We start from the raw sequence: 13,289 nt of genomic DNA, 5'->3' as shown, positions 1-13,289 counted from the left end.
CGGCTCAGGCGCCAAGGTTTGCCGGCAGCGGGGCCTTCAGCCATTGCTCAGACAGGCCGTTCAGCGTGCCGTCCTTGATGCCCTGCTCGATCAGCGCATCCACTTTTGCCTTCAGGGCCGGTTCGTTCTTCTTCAGGCCAATAAAGCACGGCGAGTCTTTCAGCATAAAGCTCGGCACCGGGGCTTTCGCCGCGTTCTGGCGCGAAATGGCTGCCACCACGAGGTTGCCGGTCGCCACGTACTGCACCTGTCCGGAGAGGTAAGCGGAGAGCGTAGTGTTGTTGTCTTCGTAGCGCTTCACGTCCGCGTCTTTCGGCGCCAGGCCGGTCAGCACCATGTCCTCCACCGCCCCGCGCGTCACGCCGATGGTTTTTCCGCTCAGCGCGGCGGCGTCCTTCAGCTCGGCGCCTTTCGGACCAAACACGCCGAGGAAGAACGGCGCATAGGCGCGGCTGAAGTCGATTACCTTCTCGCGCTCCGGGTTTTTACCGAGGCTGGAAATGACCAGGTCCACCTTGTCGGTTTGCAGGTACGGCACGCGGTTGGCGCTGGTCACCGGCACCAGCTGCAGCTTGAGCTTCATCTGTTTAGCCAGGTAGCGCGCCATGTCGATGTCGTAGCCCTGCGGCTGCAGATCGGTCCCCACCGAGCCAAACGGCGGGAAGTCCTGCGGCACGGCAATGCGAATGGTGCCGCGCTTCTCGATATCCTGAAGCTGGTCAGCCTTTGCCGGCAGCTGTGTGAAGAGACATGCGGCCCCGGCCAGTGCAATCAACAATTTTTTCATGGTCCTTCCCCGTAACGTTAACATGAAACAAAAGATTCTTTGAATGTGATTTTGCAACTAATGTGCCAGATAAGGCGAAGCGGGGAATATTGTTGAGAAGCCTGATAAAACGCGGGCGGGTCGAAAAAACGTGCGTTTCTCCGCCCCGCCAGCTGCACCATTTCAATGCAAAGCACCAGCCTGATGCCCCATTATCGCTGTTCGAGTTCGTCCAGCTGCTGGTAGAGGGAGGCAATTTCGTGAATGCGCGGACGGCCTTTATCGAGAATTTCATGCAGGAAGGCATTCGCCAGCAGGTTGATCAGGCTGTTGACCGAGGAATAGCAGTCATAGGCCGAGACGCTGTCCAGCGGGGCGCAGAGCTGCCAGCTCGCCAGCGGGAACAGGCTGTGCGCCTGCGGCTCGCACATCAGCAGCACCGGAATACCGCTGCTCTGAAGCTGCTGCATCAGCGGGCGGATAATGCGCGGGCGGCGGCGGAAGGCCATCATCACCACCAGATCGTCCGGCGTTAAATCCACCAGCTCCTCGCCCAGGCTCTGCCCCGGCTGCGGCAGGACCAGCACCTGACCGCGCGCCTGCAGCAGCTGCTGGCGCAGGTGCAGCGCCGCCGGATAGGCGTTACGCATGCCGATAATGACGATGCGCCGCGCCTTAACCATGCAGGCCATGGCGTCGGCAAACTGCTGCGCGTCGAGGGCATTGACCCACTGGGTCAGGTTCGCCATCTCCTGCTTATAGTGGCGGGCCAGCAGCGTGTTGCCCTGCACCGCATCGCGGTTATCGGTGAGCGGCATCCCGCTCTGGCGCAGGGTGCGCAGCTCGTCGCGCATATCCTTATATTTCTCATAGCCCAGACGCTTAAACAGACGGCTCACCGTGGCTTTCGACACCCCGCTCAGCTGCGCCAGCTCGGCGCTGTTGTAGCTAATGAGATCGTCAAAATGGTCGAAAATAAAGTCCGCCACCCGCTGCTCCTGCGGCGACAGCGACGGGTACTGTGCTTTCAGACGTTCATCCAGTTGTTCCATAGCGCCTCTGTAACTTTTGTTTCATCACATTTTGCCTTTCATTCTACCTTTCATTATACGTGCCAGTTTACTGAAACTTTTCTTTCAGAACTGGAACAGCTTTTGCAGCACCTTGTGACCTTCAGGGTTACGAGGACTCCTCATGCAAAGTAATGTCTCCACACACGGTATGGCGGTTGCGCCCCACCACCTCGCCAGCCAGAGCGCGCTGGCCGTGCTGCGCGAAGGCGGCAGCGCGATAGAGGCAATGGTCGCCGCGGCGGCCACCATTGCCGTGGTTTATCCGCACATGAACGGGCTGGGCGGCGATGGCTTCTGGCTTATCGTGCCGCCGGAAGGCGAACCTGTCGCCATTGATGCCAGCGGCGCGGCGGGATCGCGCGCGACGCTGGCCGCCTACGACGGGCTCACGCAGATCCCCCATCGCGGCCCCCGTGCGGCGCTAACCGTCGCTGGCACGGTGAGCGGCTGGGACGAGGCGCTGAAGGTCTCGCGCGAGATGACCGACAGGGCGCTGCCGCTGGCTCGCCTGCTGGCCGACGCCATTGACTATGCGCAGAACGGCACGCCGGTCACGACCTCTCAGGCCCACGCCACGGCCAGTAAATTCGACGAGCTGAAGGACGTTCCCGGCTTCGCGGAAACCTGGCTGGTGGACGGCAAGCCGCCGCAGGTCGGGAGCCGTTTTTATCAGCCCGCCATGGCCACGACCCTCACGCGCCTGGCGGAAGACGGTCTGGACAGCTTTTATCGCGGCCCGCTGGCGGAAGTCCTGGCGCGCGGCATGGAGACGCTGGATCTCCCCGTGACGCTGGCCGATCTCAACGCTCACGCCGCCCGACGCACCGTGCCGCTGAAGCTGCAGCATCAGCAGGGGGAGATCTTTAACCATGCCCCGCCGACGCAGGGGCTGGTCTCGCTGGCGATACTCGGCATCACCGACCGCCTGAACATGGCGGAAGCCGACGACGCCGAAACCCTTCACCGCATCGTTGAAGCCACCAAGCTGGCCTTTGGCCTGCGCGATGCCCACATCACCGACCCGCGCGCGCTGAAAACCGATATTCAGGGTCTGCTGGATCCCGCTGCCCTGCAGGCGCTTGCCGACAGGGTTGACGACGGCCGCGCCGCGCCGTGGGGCGCCGGAAAAGGTCCCGGCGATACGGTCTGGATGGGGGTAATGGATAAAAGCGGGCTCGCCGTGTCGTTTATCCAGAGTATCTATCACGAGTTCGGCAGCGGCGTGGTGCTGCCCGATACCGGCATCGTCTGGCAGAACCGGGGCGCATCGTTCAGCCTCGATCCCGCCCATCTTCTGGCCCTCGCGCCGGGCAAACAGCCGTTCCACACTCTGAACCCGGCGGCGGCGCGTCTGAAGGACGGTCGCGTGATGGTCTACGGATCGATGGGCGGCGACGGGCAGCCGCAAACCCAGGCCGCGCTCTTTACCCGCTACGTTGTTCAGGGCGTCCCCCTGCAGGAGAGCATCACCCGCCCGCGCTGGCTGCTGGGGCGTACCTGGGGACAAACCTCGGACACCTTAAAGCTTGAAGGGCGTTTTTCACCCGAGACGGTCGCGCGCCTGCAGGCTCTCGGTCACGAGGTGGAGCTTTTCCCTGACTTTAGTGAAGCCATGGGCCACGCGGGCGCGATTGTCCACCACCCCAACGGGCTGTTCGAAGGGGCATTTGACCCGCGCAGCAACGGCGCGACCGCCGGATTCTGAGGAGAAAACAATGACGACACCACAACCCGACTGGCAGGCGTACCTGGCGCAGATGGAAACCGTACTCGGCGTGACGCTGGATGACGCCCGCCGCGCCGAGCTGCAGCTGCAGTTCAGCCGCATTGCTAGCATGGCCGCTCCGCTGATGGCGCTGTCGCTCGACGACCGCCTGGAGATTGCAGGAGTGTATAAAGCATGAGGCTACACGAGATGAGTATCGGTGCGATCCAGCATGCGCTGAACGCGGGAGAGCTGAGCGCTCGTGAGATTGCCCGCCAGACGCTGGAGGCGATTGCGCGCGTGAACCCACAGATCAATGCCTGGACCGCCGTGACGGAAGCACGCATGCTCGCCGAAGCCAACAATATAGATACCCTGCGACGGGAAAAGCGTCCCCTGCCGCCGCTGGCGGGCGTGCCTTATGCGGTGAAAAACCTGTTCGACGTTGCCGGCCATACCACCCTCGCCGGGGCCGAGCTGTTCAGCCAGCGCCCTGCCGCAGCCGCTGACAGTTTCGCGGTGCGCCAGCTGCGCAGCGCGGGCGGGCTGCTGACCGGGATGGTGAATATGGACGCCTACGCCTACGGCTTTACCACCGAAAACAGCCACTACGGCACGACGCGTAACCCGCACGACCTGGCGCGCATTGCGGGCGGTTCGTCCGGCGGCTCAGCCGCCGCCGTGGCCGCCGGGCTGGTGCACTTCTCGCTCGGTACCGACACCAACGGCTCAATTCGCGTTCCGGCCTCCCTGTGCGGCATCTATGGCCTGAAGCCCACCTTTGGCCGCCTGTCGCGATCAGGCAGCCATCCGTTTGTCGCAAGCCTGGATCATATCGGCCCCTTTGCCCGCCGCGTGTGCGACCTGGCGTCCGTTTACGACGCGCTGCAGGGGCGGGACAGCAGCGACGGTTTTCAGGCAGAAAGCTCCCGCGAGCAGACGCGCCCCCTGCTCGATCGCGGGCTTGACGGCCTGCGCTGCGCGGTGCTCGGCGGCTACTTCACCACCTGGTGCGACACGGACGCCAGAGACGCCGTGGCGCGGGTGGCGAAGGCGCTCGATGTGCAGGATGAGCTGCAGTTCCCGGACGCCGAGCTGGCGCGCTCTGCGGCGTTTATCATCAGCGCCGCCGAAGGGGGAAATCAGTACCTGCCCGCGCTTCGCCGCGAGCCCGAGCGCTTTGAGCCGCACTCCCGCGAACGCCTGCTGGCCGGGGCGATGATCCCCTCCGCCTGGTATATTCAGGCCCAGCGGTTCCGCGCGCACGCCCGGCAGGCGTTTAAAACCCTGTTCGCGCAGGCCGACGTGCTGATCGCCCCGGCCACCCCGCGCAGCGCCACGCTGGCGGGCGAGCAGACCATGGAGATTAACGGTCAGCCACTTCCCATTCGCGCCAGCATGGGGATGCTGACTCAGCCGATATCATTTTTGGGCCTGCCCGTGACCACCGTTCCGCTGCGTACCGCGCAGGGTGCGCCTATCGGCCTGCAGCTGATTGCCGCGCCGTTTAACGAGCAGGCCTGCCTGCGCGTCGCGCGGGTTCTGGAGGAGAGCGGCATCACCGATGCCCGTCCGGCGGAGATAGCAGCATGATGAATCACGATGATATTAACCTCCCGTGGGTGGTTGCCGAGGTGACGGCCGCGTTTTACCGCTATGAGGACGCGCTGGTGAGCAACAACGTTGCGGTGCTGGACGAGCTGTTCTGGCACGACAAAAACACGGTGCGGCTGGGGGCGGGGGAAAACCTGTACGGAATTGATGAAATCCGCGCCTTTCGCGCGGCGCGCCCCGCCACCGGGCTGCAGCGGACGCTGCGCCACACCGTCATCACCACCTTCGGGGAGGATTATGCCGTGTGCAGCACCGAGTTTACACGGGAGTGCACGGAACGCATTGGCCGCCAGCAGCAGACGTGGGTACGGTTTGCCTATGGGTGGCGGATCGTGGCGGCGCAGGTGAGTTTGATGGTGTAACGCTGAAAAACCTGCCCGGTGGCGCTGCGCTTACCGGGCCTACGATGTCCCGTAGGCCCTGTGGGCCGGGTAAGGCGCAGCCGACACCCGGCAAAACACGGCTCAATTACTTCTGAAACGGATGCACCTCCCGCCAGTGGTCGGCAATCTGCTGGCGGGTACAGACCCACACCCGCTCGTGCTGCTGCACATAATCCAGGAACCGCTGCAGCGCGCGAAAACGCCCCGGTCGCCCCAGCAGGCGGCAGTGCATGCCGATGGACATCATCTTCGGCGCGCTTTCCCCCTCTTCGTACAGCACGTCAAAACTGTCCTTCAGATACGTATAAAACTGCTCGGCGGTGTTAAACCCCTGCGCGGTGGCGAAGCGCATGTCGTTCGCATCCAGCGTATAGGGCACAATCAGGTGCGGTTTGCGGGTGCCGTCGCTGCAGGCTACTTCCGTCCAGAAGGGTAAGTCGTCGCCGTAGTAGTCGCTGTCGTAGTCGAAGCCGCCATGCTCCACCACCAGCTGGCGGGTGTTGGGGCTGTCGCGCCCGGTGTACCAGCCTGTCGGCGGCTTGCCGAACAGGTCGGTCAGCACCTGTACCGCTTTGTGCAGGTGTTCGCGCTCCTGTTGGATATCCATGTGCTGATAATGGATCCAGCGCCAGCCGTGGCTGACCACGTCGTAATCAGCCGCCTTGATTGCCTCGACGATCTCCGGGTGACGCGCCAGCGCCATCGCCACGCCGAAGACCGTCAGCGGCAGGCCGCGTTTCTGAAATTCATTGTGGATCCGCCAGAACCCGGCGCGGCTGCCGTATTCGTAGAGGGAGTCCATCGACATGTGTCTGTCCGGGTAGCTGGCCGCGCCGATGATGTCCGACAGGAACTGCTCGGAACCGGCATCGCCGTGCAGAACGTGGTTTTCCGCCCCTTCTTCGTAATTGAGCACAAACTGCACGGCGATGCGCGCCTGATTCGGCCACCGCGCGTGCGGCGGGTTGCCCGCGTAGCCGCGCAGATCCCGCGGATAATCCTGTTCGAAATGCCCCATTGCCACCCCCACAAATTAAAATGGATTCAGTGCCTGAAAATGCCCGCTTAACGGTTTGTTCTCCGGAAACGCCAGATCCCCGTGCTTGCTGGTCGACAGCCCCAGCGCCACCAGCGATTCCACCATCTTCACCGCCGCGCTGACGCCGTCGATCACCGGCACGCGCAGCTCGCGGGTCAGCTCCTGCGCCAGCGTCGCCATGCCGCCGCAGCCCAGCACGATGGCGCCACAGCCATCCTCTTTCAGCGCCTGTATACAGCGCGCGCGCACTTTCTCCTGCGCCAGACCGCTGCCGTCTTCCAGCGCCAGCACCGGAAGGTCGATGGCGTGCAGCGCCGCACAATGGTCCTGAAAGCCATACTGGTGCAGCAGATGACGGGCAATGATCAGCGTGCGCGGAAGCGTGGTGACCACCGAAAAGCGCGTCGCGACCAGCGTCGCCATATGCATGGCGGCTTCGGCGATGCCGATTACCGGCCCCTGCGCCAGCTCGCGCGCCGCCAGCAGGCCCGGATCGCCAAAGCAGGCGATCACGTGACCGTCCACGCCCTGCTCCCTGCCTTTTTTGATCTGCTCCAGGACACCGACGGCGGCGATGGCCTCATCAAAGTGGCCTTCTATCGACGGCACGCCCGCGCTCGGGCAGACCGCGAGGATCTCCGTCCCGGGTGCCGCCACCGCGCGGGCCGCCGCGCCGATGGTTTCCGTCATCGCGAGGCTGGTGTTGGGGTTGATCACTTGTATACAGACAGACATTACGACTCCTTGTGGCCGGCAAACAGCCGGGCAAAATCAGGCAGGCACTCGCCCGCCCGCTCGAAGCAGAGGCTGGCGACAATATGTTCAAAATGGTGCATTAGGGCATCGCTTAATGGCTCAAGCGCCTTCTGGCGCAGCAGATCCACCAGCTGCTCGTGATCGTTGCAGCGGCAGCCCTGACGCCACGGCGCACCCCAGGTGGCGATCACCAGCGACGAGCGCTGGCTCAGGCCGGTCACCATCTCAGTGAGCACCTGGTTGCCGGACATGGCCTGCAGCTGAATGTGGAAATTGGCGGAGTGGCGAATCGCCGCCGGCCCGTCATAGGCCTCGTGCGCCTGCTGCTCCTGGCGAATAATGGCCTCCAGCGCGGCAAGATGCGGCGGCTGGCAGTGCGCCAGCACGTCCGGCAGGTTGGCGACCTCCAGCAGGGCGCGGGTGCGGAAGATGTGCCTCGCCTCTTCCACCGTCGGGCTGGCGACGTGTGCACCACGCTTGGGCGTCAGGGTGACCATTTGCACAGCGGCGAGTCGTTGAAGCACCTTGCGGATGCCCGTGCGGCTCACGCCAAAGACCTCGGCCAGCGCCTCTTCCGGCAGTTTGCTCCCCGGCAGCAGCTGGTGTTCGACAATCGCGGTCATCAGCGCCTGAAAGATCGATTCGTCTTTGTCATGCAGGTCTGGCGCGGTCTGCAGGGCGTTTATGTTGTTCATTTACCACTCCGAATTTTACTTTCCGTTATCGAATCGTATACATAAAAATAAAATATTGCATACAAGATTTATTATTTTGGCCTGGATCCTGCAACACCGTTTGCACTCCCACTCAACGGGTTTTCATTCACAGGAGCAGGTTTCATGCCAAACAGTCAAAACGCACAGCAAGGTACGGCCGCTGATTCCGGTGCGGTTTACAGCCCACGTCTTTGCAATGAGGATCTGGCACCGACGCGTGACCAGAACTGGAGCTGGTACAACATCTTTTCGTTCTGGATGTCGGACGTTCACAGCATGGGGGGTTATGTTGTCGCCGCGAGCTTCTTTACGCTCGGGCTGGCAAGCTGGCAGGTGCTGCTCTGCCTGCTGGTGGGGATTTGCATCGTGCAGCTGTGCGCCAACCTGGTGGCCAAACCGAGCCAGATGGCGGGCGTGCCCTATGCGGTGATCAGCCGTCAGGCGTTTGGCGTCTTCGGGGCCAATATTCCGGCGGTGATCCGCGGGCTTATCGCCTTTGCGTGGTACGGGATTCAGACCTATCTCGCCGCCAACGCGCTGATGCTGGTGGCGCTGAAGTTCTGGCCGTCGCTCTCTTAGCTCACCACCGGCGCGTTCCTGGGCCTGTCGCATCTGGGCTGGATCTGCTTTGCCATTATGTGGGTCCTGCAGGCGATGGTCTTCTGGCACGGCATGAGCGCCATCAAGCGCTTTATTGATATCGCCGGTCCGGCGGTCTATGTGGTGATGCTGGCCCTCGCCGGCTGGATTGTATACAAGACCGGCTTTGACGGGATCTCCTTTACCCTCGCCAGCAAATCCCTGAGCGCGGGCGAGCAGACCTGGCAGATGATCACCGCCACGGCGCTGGTGGTCTCCTACTTCTCCGGCCCGCTGCTCAACTTTGGCGACTTCTCCCGCTACGGCAAAAGCATGGGCGAGATCCGCCGCGGCAACCGCTGGGGCCTGCCGTTTAACTTCCTGCTGTTCTCCATCGTCACCGTGGTGATTGTGTCCGGCACCCAGTCGCTGTTTGGCCGCATGATCACCGACCCGATTGAGACCGTCAGCCGCGTGGGCAACGATCTGGCCGTGGCGATTGGCCTGCTGACGATGATCACCGCCACCATCGGGATCAACATCGTGGCGAACTTCGTCTCGCCGGCATTTGATTTCTCGAACTGCTCGCCGCAGAAGATCAGCTTCCGCACCGGGGGCATGATTGCCGCCGTCGGCTCGATCCTGCTCACCCCGTGGAACCTGTTCAACTCGCCGGAGCTTATCCACTACACCCTGGACGTGCTCGGGGCGTTTATCGGCCCGCTGTTCGGCATTCTGATTGCCGACTTCTACCTGATTAAGCGCGGCAAGGTGTCGGTCGACGATCTGTTCGACGACACGCCAAAGGGCAAATACTGGTACCGCAACGGCTTTAACCCGAAAGCCATTGGGGCGCTGATCCCGTCCGTTGCCGTGGGTCTGGTGATTAGCTTTATACCGGCCCTGCATGAGGTGGCGAACTTCAGCTGGTTCATCGGCGTCTTCCTCGGCGGCGTCACCTACCGCTGGCTGGCGCGGGAAGAGCGCGAAACGGCAGGCGCGACGTCGTTCGGTTCCCGCGTGGCGACGCAAAAAGAGTAATCCCTCCCTCCGGCCGCAGCTTATCTGCGGCCCTTTCATTCTGGCACCGTTCTTGCTGCGCCTTATCACCCCGCTACGCAAACACGAAGGCAGGAACCATGATGGAATACCAGACTGCGATACGCGGTGCATTTTTTGATATTGCCCGGGTCTGCGACAGCGCAGACGCCATTGCCCAACACGCGCGCTACCTTGAGGACGGCCTGCTGTTTATCCAGAATGGAAAAATTCTGGCACAGATGCCGTGGCAGGAGGGCGAGCAGTATCTTGACCCGCACATAGGCTATACCGACCTGCGCGGCAGGCTGCTGCTGCCCGGTTTTGTTGACACCCACGTCCACTATCCGCAAACGGAGATGATCGGCGCCTTCGGCGAACAGCTGCTGGAGTGGCTGACCACCTACACCTTCCCGGTGGAGAGCCAGTTTTCCGATGAAGCCTACGCGAAAGAGATCGCCGAATTTTTCATACAGCAGCTGGTGAGCAACGGCACCACCACCGCACTGGTGTTTTGCACGCTGCATCCGGAATCGGTCGAGGCGCTGTTTACCGAGGCCCTGCGCCTGAACATGCGCCTTATCGCCGGAAAGGTGATGATGGACAGACACACGCCGAACTACCTGAGCGAAGACGCGAAGCAGAGCTACCGACAGACGCGGGCGCTGATCCAGCGCTGGCATCACCGTGGACGCCTGGGCTACGCCATTACGCCGCGCTTTGCCCCGACCTCATCCCCCGAGCTGCTTGCGGCGGTCAGCCTGCTCAGAGAGGAGTTTCCGGATACCTGGCTGCAGACCCATCTGAGCGAAAACCCCAACGAAGTGGCCTGGGTAAGCGACCTCTGGCCGGAGCACGAGCGCTATCTGGACGTGTATCACCACTACGGCCTGACCGGCGAGCGCAGCGTGTTTGCCCACGCGATTCATCTTCACCACAGCGAGTGGCAGTGCCTGCATGACACCGGTTCGGCGGTGGCGTTTTGCCCCACCTCGAACCTGTTTCTCGGCAGCGGGCTGTTTCGCCTGCCCGCCTGCTGGCAGCACAGGGTGCGGATGGGCATCGGCACCGACGTCGGTGCAGGCACCACCTTCAGCATGCTGCGCACCTTGGGGGAAGCCTACAAGGTGGGCCAGCTTCAGAACTACCGCCTGCGCGCCAGCGAGGCGTTTTATCACGCCACGCTGGGCGGCGCGCACGCCCTCCGGCTGGACGATAAGATTGGCAACTTCGCGCCCGGCAAAGAGGCGGATTTCGTGGTTATCGATCCTGACGTAACGCCGCTGCAGCGCCTGCGCAATCGCCGCTGTCAGGATATCTACGAGCAGCTCTTTGTGCTGATGACCCTCGGCGACGAGCGCAACATCAGCGAGACCTGGGTCAACGGCGAGCGGTATGGTCAACTGCCCCGGTAGGTTGACCACCCGCCGGGCGCAATCACAAACGGTAGATGAAAATGCTCGTCTGCCGTTTCTCCCGTCACAAAATCAATTTGCGCACAGGGGTAGAGCGTGTCGCGACCGGTTTCGCGAAACCACGCGCCGAACTCCGCCACCAGTTGGTAACGGCCCGCGGGCAGAGAGGGAACGAACGCGGCGATGCGCCCCTGGGCGTTGGTCACCCCCGTGGCCAGCGTCTTCCCGTTCTGTTGCAGATGAACCGTTACGCCTTCTGCGGGTTTGCCCGTCGAAATATCAAGAATATGGGTGCTGAGTGTGCTCATTCGCTAATGACTCCTTCCAGCCGTAGCAGCGTAATTTCCCGCAGCTGTTCCAGCGCGGCACGGATTTCCTGCGCATCGCTGTTTTCCAGCCGCGCGTGCAGGGCCTGTAATATCTCCTCGCCGCTGCGGCCCTTCGCGCGGATCAGAAAGACGCGTCCGAAGCGGGCCTCGTAGCGAGCATTTCCTTCACGCAGCGCCTGCGCAAGGGCGGCATCGCGATCGTTCACCGCCCCCTGCTCCTGGCGCGACAGCGCCGCCTCCGCCTGCGCGCCCGCGGGCTTTTCCCCGATGCGCGGATGGGCGCTCAATGCTTGCGTTAATACCGCTTCATCCCAGCGTTGCGCCAGGGCCTGCGCCGCAATGAACAAGGCTTCCCGGCTCGAATAAGGCCGTCCGTCAACCAACGCGTCGGCCCAGCCGGGCATCGCCACGCAGGGCTGAAGCAGCGTAAGAGCGTCTTTCTCAGGCAGCTGATTGAAGTCGTGCAGTGCGATCATAGGTTCTCCTTGATTATCCTCCTCCGGCTTATTGCACAAACCACGCCACTCTTGAAGCAGACGTGAAACAGTCGATTCCGGATGGCTGACCAGGAAATTTTTGATTCAAAAAAAGGCACGCTCACCGCGTTTGCGCACCTTAGCAGTGCAAACCTCTCACTCACAACGCCGTTTTCGCCACTCTGCAGCCTGGTACGCAAATTGCTGAACGTCTTTACACCCTGCAAAAGGAGAGAAGCATGAGAGCAATCGTTATTGGCGCGGGTATTGGCGGCCTGAGCGCCGCCGTCGCGCTGAAAAAAGCGGGCATCGACTGTACCGTATTTGAAGCCGTAAAGGAGATCAGGCCCGTCGGGGCGGCCATCTCCATCTGGCCTAACGGCGTGAAATGCATGCAGCACCTCGGCATGGGCGACATCATCGAGACCTACGGCGGACCGATGCGTTTTATGGCCTATAAGGATTACCGGCGCGGCGATACCCTGACCCGCTTTAGCCTTGCTCCGCTGGTTGAGCGTACCGGCGGGCGTCCCTGCCCCGTCTCGCGCGCTGAGCTTCAGCGCGAAATGCTGGACTTCTGGGGGCGCGACAAAGTGCAGTTCGGCAAGCGCGTCGAACGCGTCCATGAAGACGACTCGGGCGTGAGTGTGACCTTCACCGACGGCACCACGGCATCCGGCGATTTCCTGATTGCCGCCGACGGCAGCCACTCGGCGGTTCGCCCGTACGTGCTGGGGTATACCCCCGAGCGCCGCTACGCGGGCTACGTGAACTGGAACGGGCTGGTGAAGATTGACGAAGAGATCGCCCCGGCGCACCAGTGGACCACCTTCGTTGGCGAAGGCAAACGCGTGTCGCTGATGCCCGTCTCCGGCGGGCGCTTCTACTTCTTTTTTGACGTGCCGCTCCCTGCGGGCCTGGCGGAGGATCGCACCACCCTGCGCGCAGACCTCACGGGCTACTTCCGCGGCTGGGCGCCGCCGGTGCAGAGGCTTATCGCCGCGCTGGATCCTGACACCACCAATCGCATTGAGATCCACGACATCGAGCCGTTCGACAGCCTGGTGCGCGGCAACGTCGCGCTGCTCGGCGATGCCGCTCACAGCACCACGCCGGATATCGGCCAGGGCGGCTGCGCAGCGATGGAAGACGCCGTGGTGCTAGGGGAATGCCTGCGTGAAAACCACAGCATCACGCTGGCGCTGCGGCAGTACGAGGCGCTGCGCTGCGACCGGGTGCGCGACCTGGTGCTGAAGGCGCGTAAGCGCTGCGACGTCACCCACGGCAAAGACATGGCGTTGACGCAGGCCTGGTATCAGGAGCTTCGAGAGGAGACCGGAGAGCGCATCATCAACGGTCTGTGCGAGACCATTCAGGGCGGCCCATTAGGCTGAACGTAA

12 protein-coding genes and 2 pseudogenes are annotated in these 13,289 nt (G+C 62.6%); 7 read left to right on the top strand and 7 right to left on the bottom strand.

Translation table 11 applies throughout. The annotated features are described in order from the left end of the window. Window positions 1–4: 4 nt before the first annotated feature. Both ACMGG5_RS14265 and hpxU read right to left on the bottom strand, forming a co-directional pair. On the bottom strand, window positions 5–787 hold the full coding sequence (locus ACMGG5_RS14265; protein ID WP_008499846.1) for a transporter substrate-binding domain-containing protein: 783 nt from the start codon (window positions 785–787) through the stop codon (window positions 5–7). Window positions 788–978: 191 nt separating this feature from the next. Further along, the gene (gene hpxU, locus ACMGG5_RS14260; RefSeq protein WP_420278039.1) at window positions 979–1,818 is read right to left on the bottom strand and encodes a MurR/RpiR family transcriptional regulator HpxU; all 840 of its coding nucleotides are present in this window, start codon (window positions 1,816–1,818) and stop codon (window positions 979–981) included. A 142-nt stretch (window positions 1,819–1,960) separates the two neighbouring features. On the opposite strand from hpxU, the gene hpxW reads away from it, so the two are divergent. From hpxW to hpxZ, 4 genes are read left to right on the top strand one after another with little or no spacing between them, the layout of a single operon-like run. After that, window positions 1,961–3,544 (top strand): oxamate amidohydrolase, encoded by a 1,584-nt coding sequence (gene hpxW / locus ACMGG5_RS14255; protein WP_420278038.1) that lies wholly within the window; start codon window positions 1,961–1,963, stop codon window positions 3,542–3,544. Between the two features lie 10 nt (window positions 3,545–3,554). Beyond that, entirely contained in the window at window positions 3,555–3,743 is a 189-nt protein-coding gene (hpxX, locus tag ACMGG5_RS14250; RefSeq protein ID WP_420278037.1) for an oxalurate catabolism protein HpxX, read from the top strand. Continuing rightward, on the top strand, window positions 3,740–5,137 hold the full coding sequence (locus ACMGG5_RS14245; protein ID WP_420278036.1) for an AtzE family amidohydrolase: 1,398 nt from the start codon (window positions 3,740–3,742) through the stop codon (window positions 5,135–5,137). The genes hpxX and ACMGG5_RS14245 overlap by 4 nt, the downstream gene beginning before the upstream one ends. Next, a complete protein-coding gene (gene hpxZ / locus ACMGG5_RS14240; RefSeq protein ID WP_420278035.1) occupies window positions 5,134–5,520 on the top strand; it encodes an oxalurate catabolism protein HpxZ in 387 nt (128 codons plus the stop codon). Before ACMGG5_RS14245 ends, hpxZ begins: the two co-directional genes overlap by 4 nt. A 106-nt stretch (window positions 5,521–5,626) precedes the next feature. Here the strand turns inward: hpxZ and puuE are convergent, their stop codons facing one another. From puuE to ACMGG5_RS14225, 3 genes and pseudogenes are all read right to left on the bottom strand, one after another. Further along, window positions 5,627–6,559 (bottom strand): allantoinase PuuE, encoded by a 933-nt coding sequence (puuE, locus tag ACMGG5_RS14235; RefSeq protein ID WP_248163863.1) that lies wholly within the window; start codon window positions 6,557–6,559, stop codon window positions 5,627–5,629. Beyond that, window positions 6,447–7,315 (bottom strand): annotated as a pseudogene (locus ACMGG5_RS14230) (aspartate/glutamate racemase family protein); the annotation flags it as partial. The gene puuE and the pseudogene ACMGG5_RS14230, both read right to left, overlap by 113 nt. Continuing rightward, window positions 7,315–8,031, bottom strand: a complete 717-nt coding sequence (locus ACMGG5_RS14225) for a GntR family transcriptional regulator (protein WP_420278034.1) — start codon at window positions 8,029–8,031, stop codon at window positions 7,315–7,317. The pseudogene ACMGG5_RS14230 and the gene ACMGG5_RS14225, both read right to left, overlap by 1 nt. Before the next feature lie 144 nt (window positions 8,032–8,175). Between ACMGG5_RS14225 and ACMGG5_RS14220 the strand changes: the two are divergent. Together ACMGG5_RS14220 and guaD are read left to right on the top strand one after the other, a co-directional pair. Next, window positions 8,176–9,672, top strand: a pseudogene (locus ACMGG5_RS14220) (NCS1 family nucleobase:cation symporter-1). A gap of 98 nt (window positions 9,673–9,770) precedes the next feature. Further along, a complete protein-coding gene (gene guaD, locus ACMGG5_RS14215) occupies window positions 9,771–11,084 on the top strand; it encodes a guanine deaminase (protein ID WP_420278033.1) in 1,314 nt (437 codons plus the stop codon). Here guaD and uraH read toward each other — a convergent pair. Then, window positions 11,069–11,392 carry a hydroxyisourate hydrolase gene (gene uraH / locus ACMGG5_RS14210; RefSeq protein WP_420278032.1) on the bottom strand — a complete coding sequence of 108 codons (324 nt, stop codon included), beginning with the start codon at window positions 11,390–11,392 and terminating at the stop codon, window positions 11,069–11,071. The two genes, guaD and uraH, sit on opposite strands and share 16 nt — an antisense overlap. Then, window positions 11,389–11,889 (bottom strand): 2-oxo-4-hydroxy-4-carboxy-5-ureidoimidazoline decarboxylase, encoded by a 501-nt coding sequence (gene uraD / locus ACMGG5_RS14205; RefSeq protein ID WP_420278031.1) that lies wholly within the window; start codon window positions 11,887–11,889, stop codon window positions 11,389–11,391. Before uraD ends, uraH begins: the two co-directional genes overlap by 4 nt. A 239-nt stretch (window positions 11,890–12,128) precedes the next feature. Here uraD and hpxO point away from each other — a divergent pair, with 239 nt between their 5' ends. Next, complete coding sequence (gene hpxO / locus ACMGG5_RS14200; RefSeq protein ID WP_420278030.1) at window positions 12,129–13,283, top strand: FAD-dependent urate hydroxylase HpxO; 1,155 nt, start codon at window positions 12,129–12,131, stop codon at window positions 13,281–13,283. The last annotated feature ends 6 nt before the right edge of the window (window positions 13,284–13,289 follow it).

The organism is Enterobacter sp. BNK-34, assembly GCF_048684445.1.
Classification (GTDB): domain Bacteria; phylum Pseudomonadota; class Gammaproteobacteria; order Enterobacterales; family Enterobacteriaceae; genus Enterobacter; species Enterobacter pseudoroggenkampii.
This window is presented reverse-complemented; position numbering and strand designations above follow the sequence as displayed.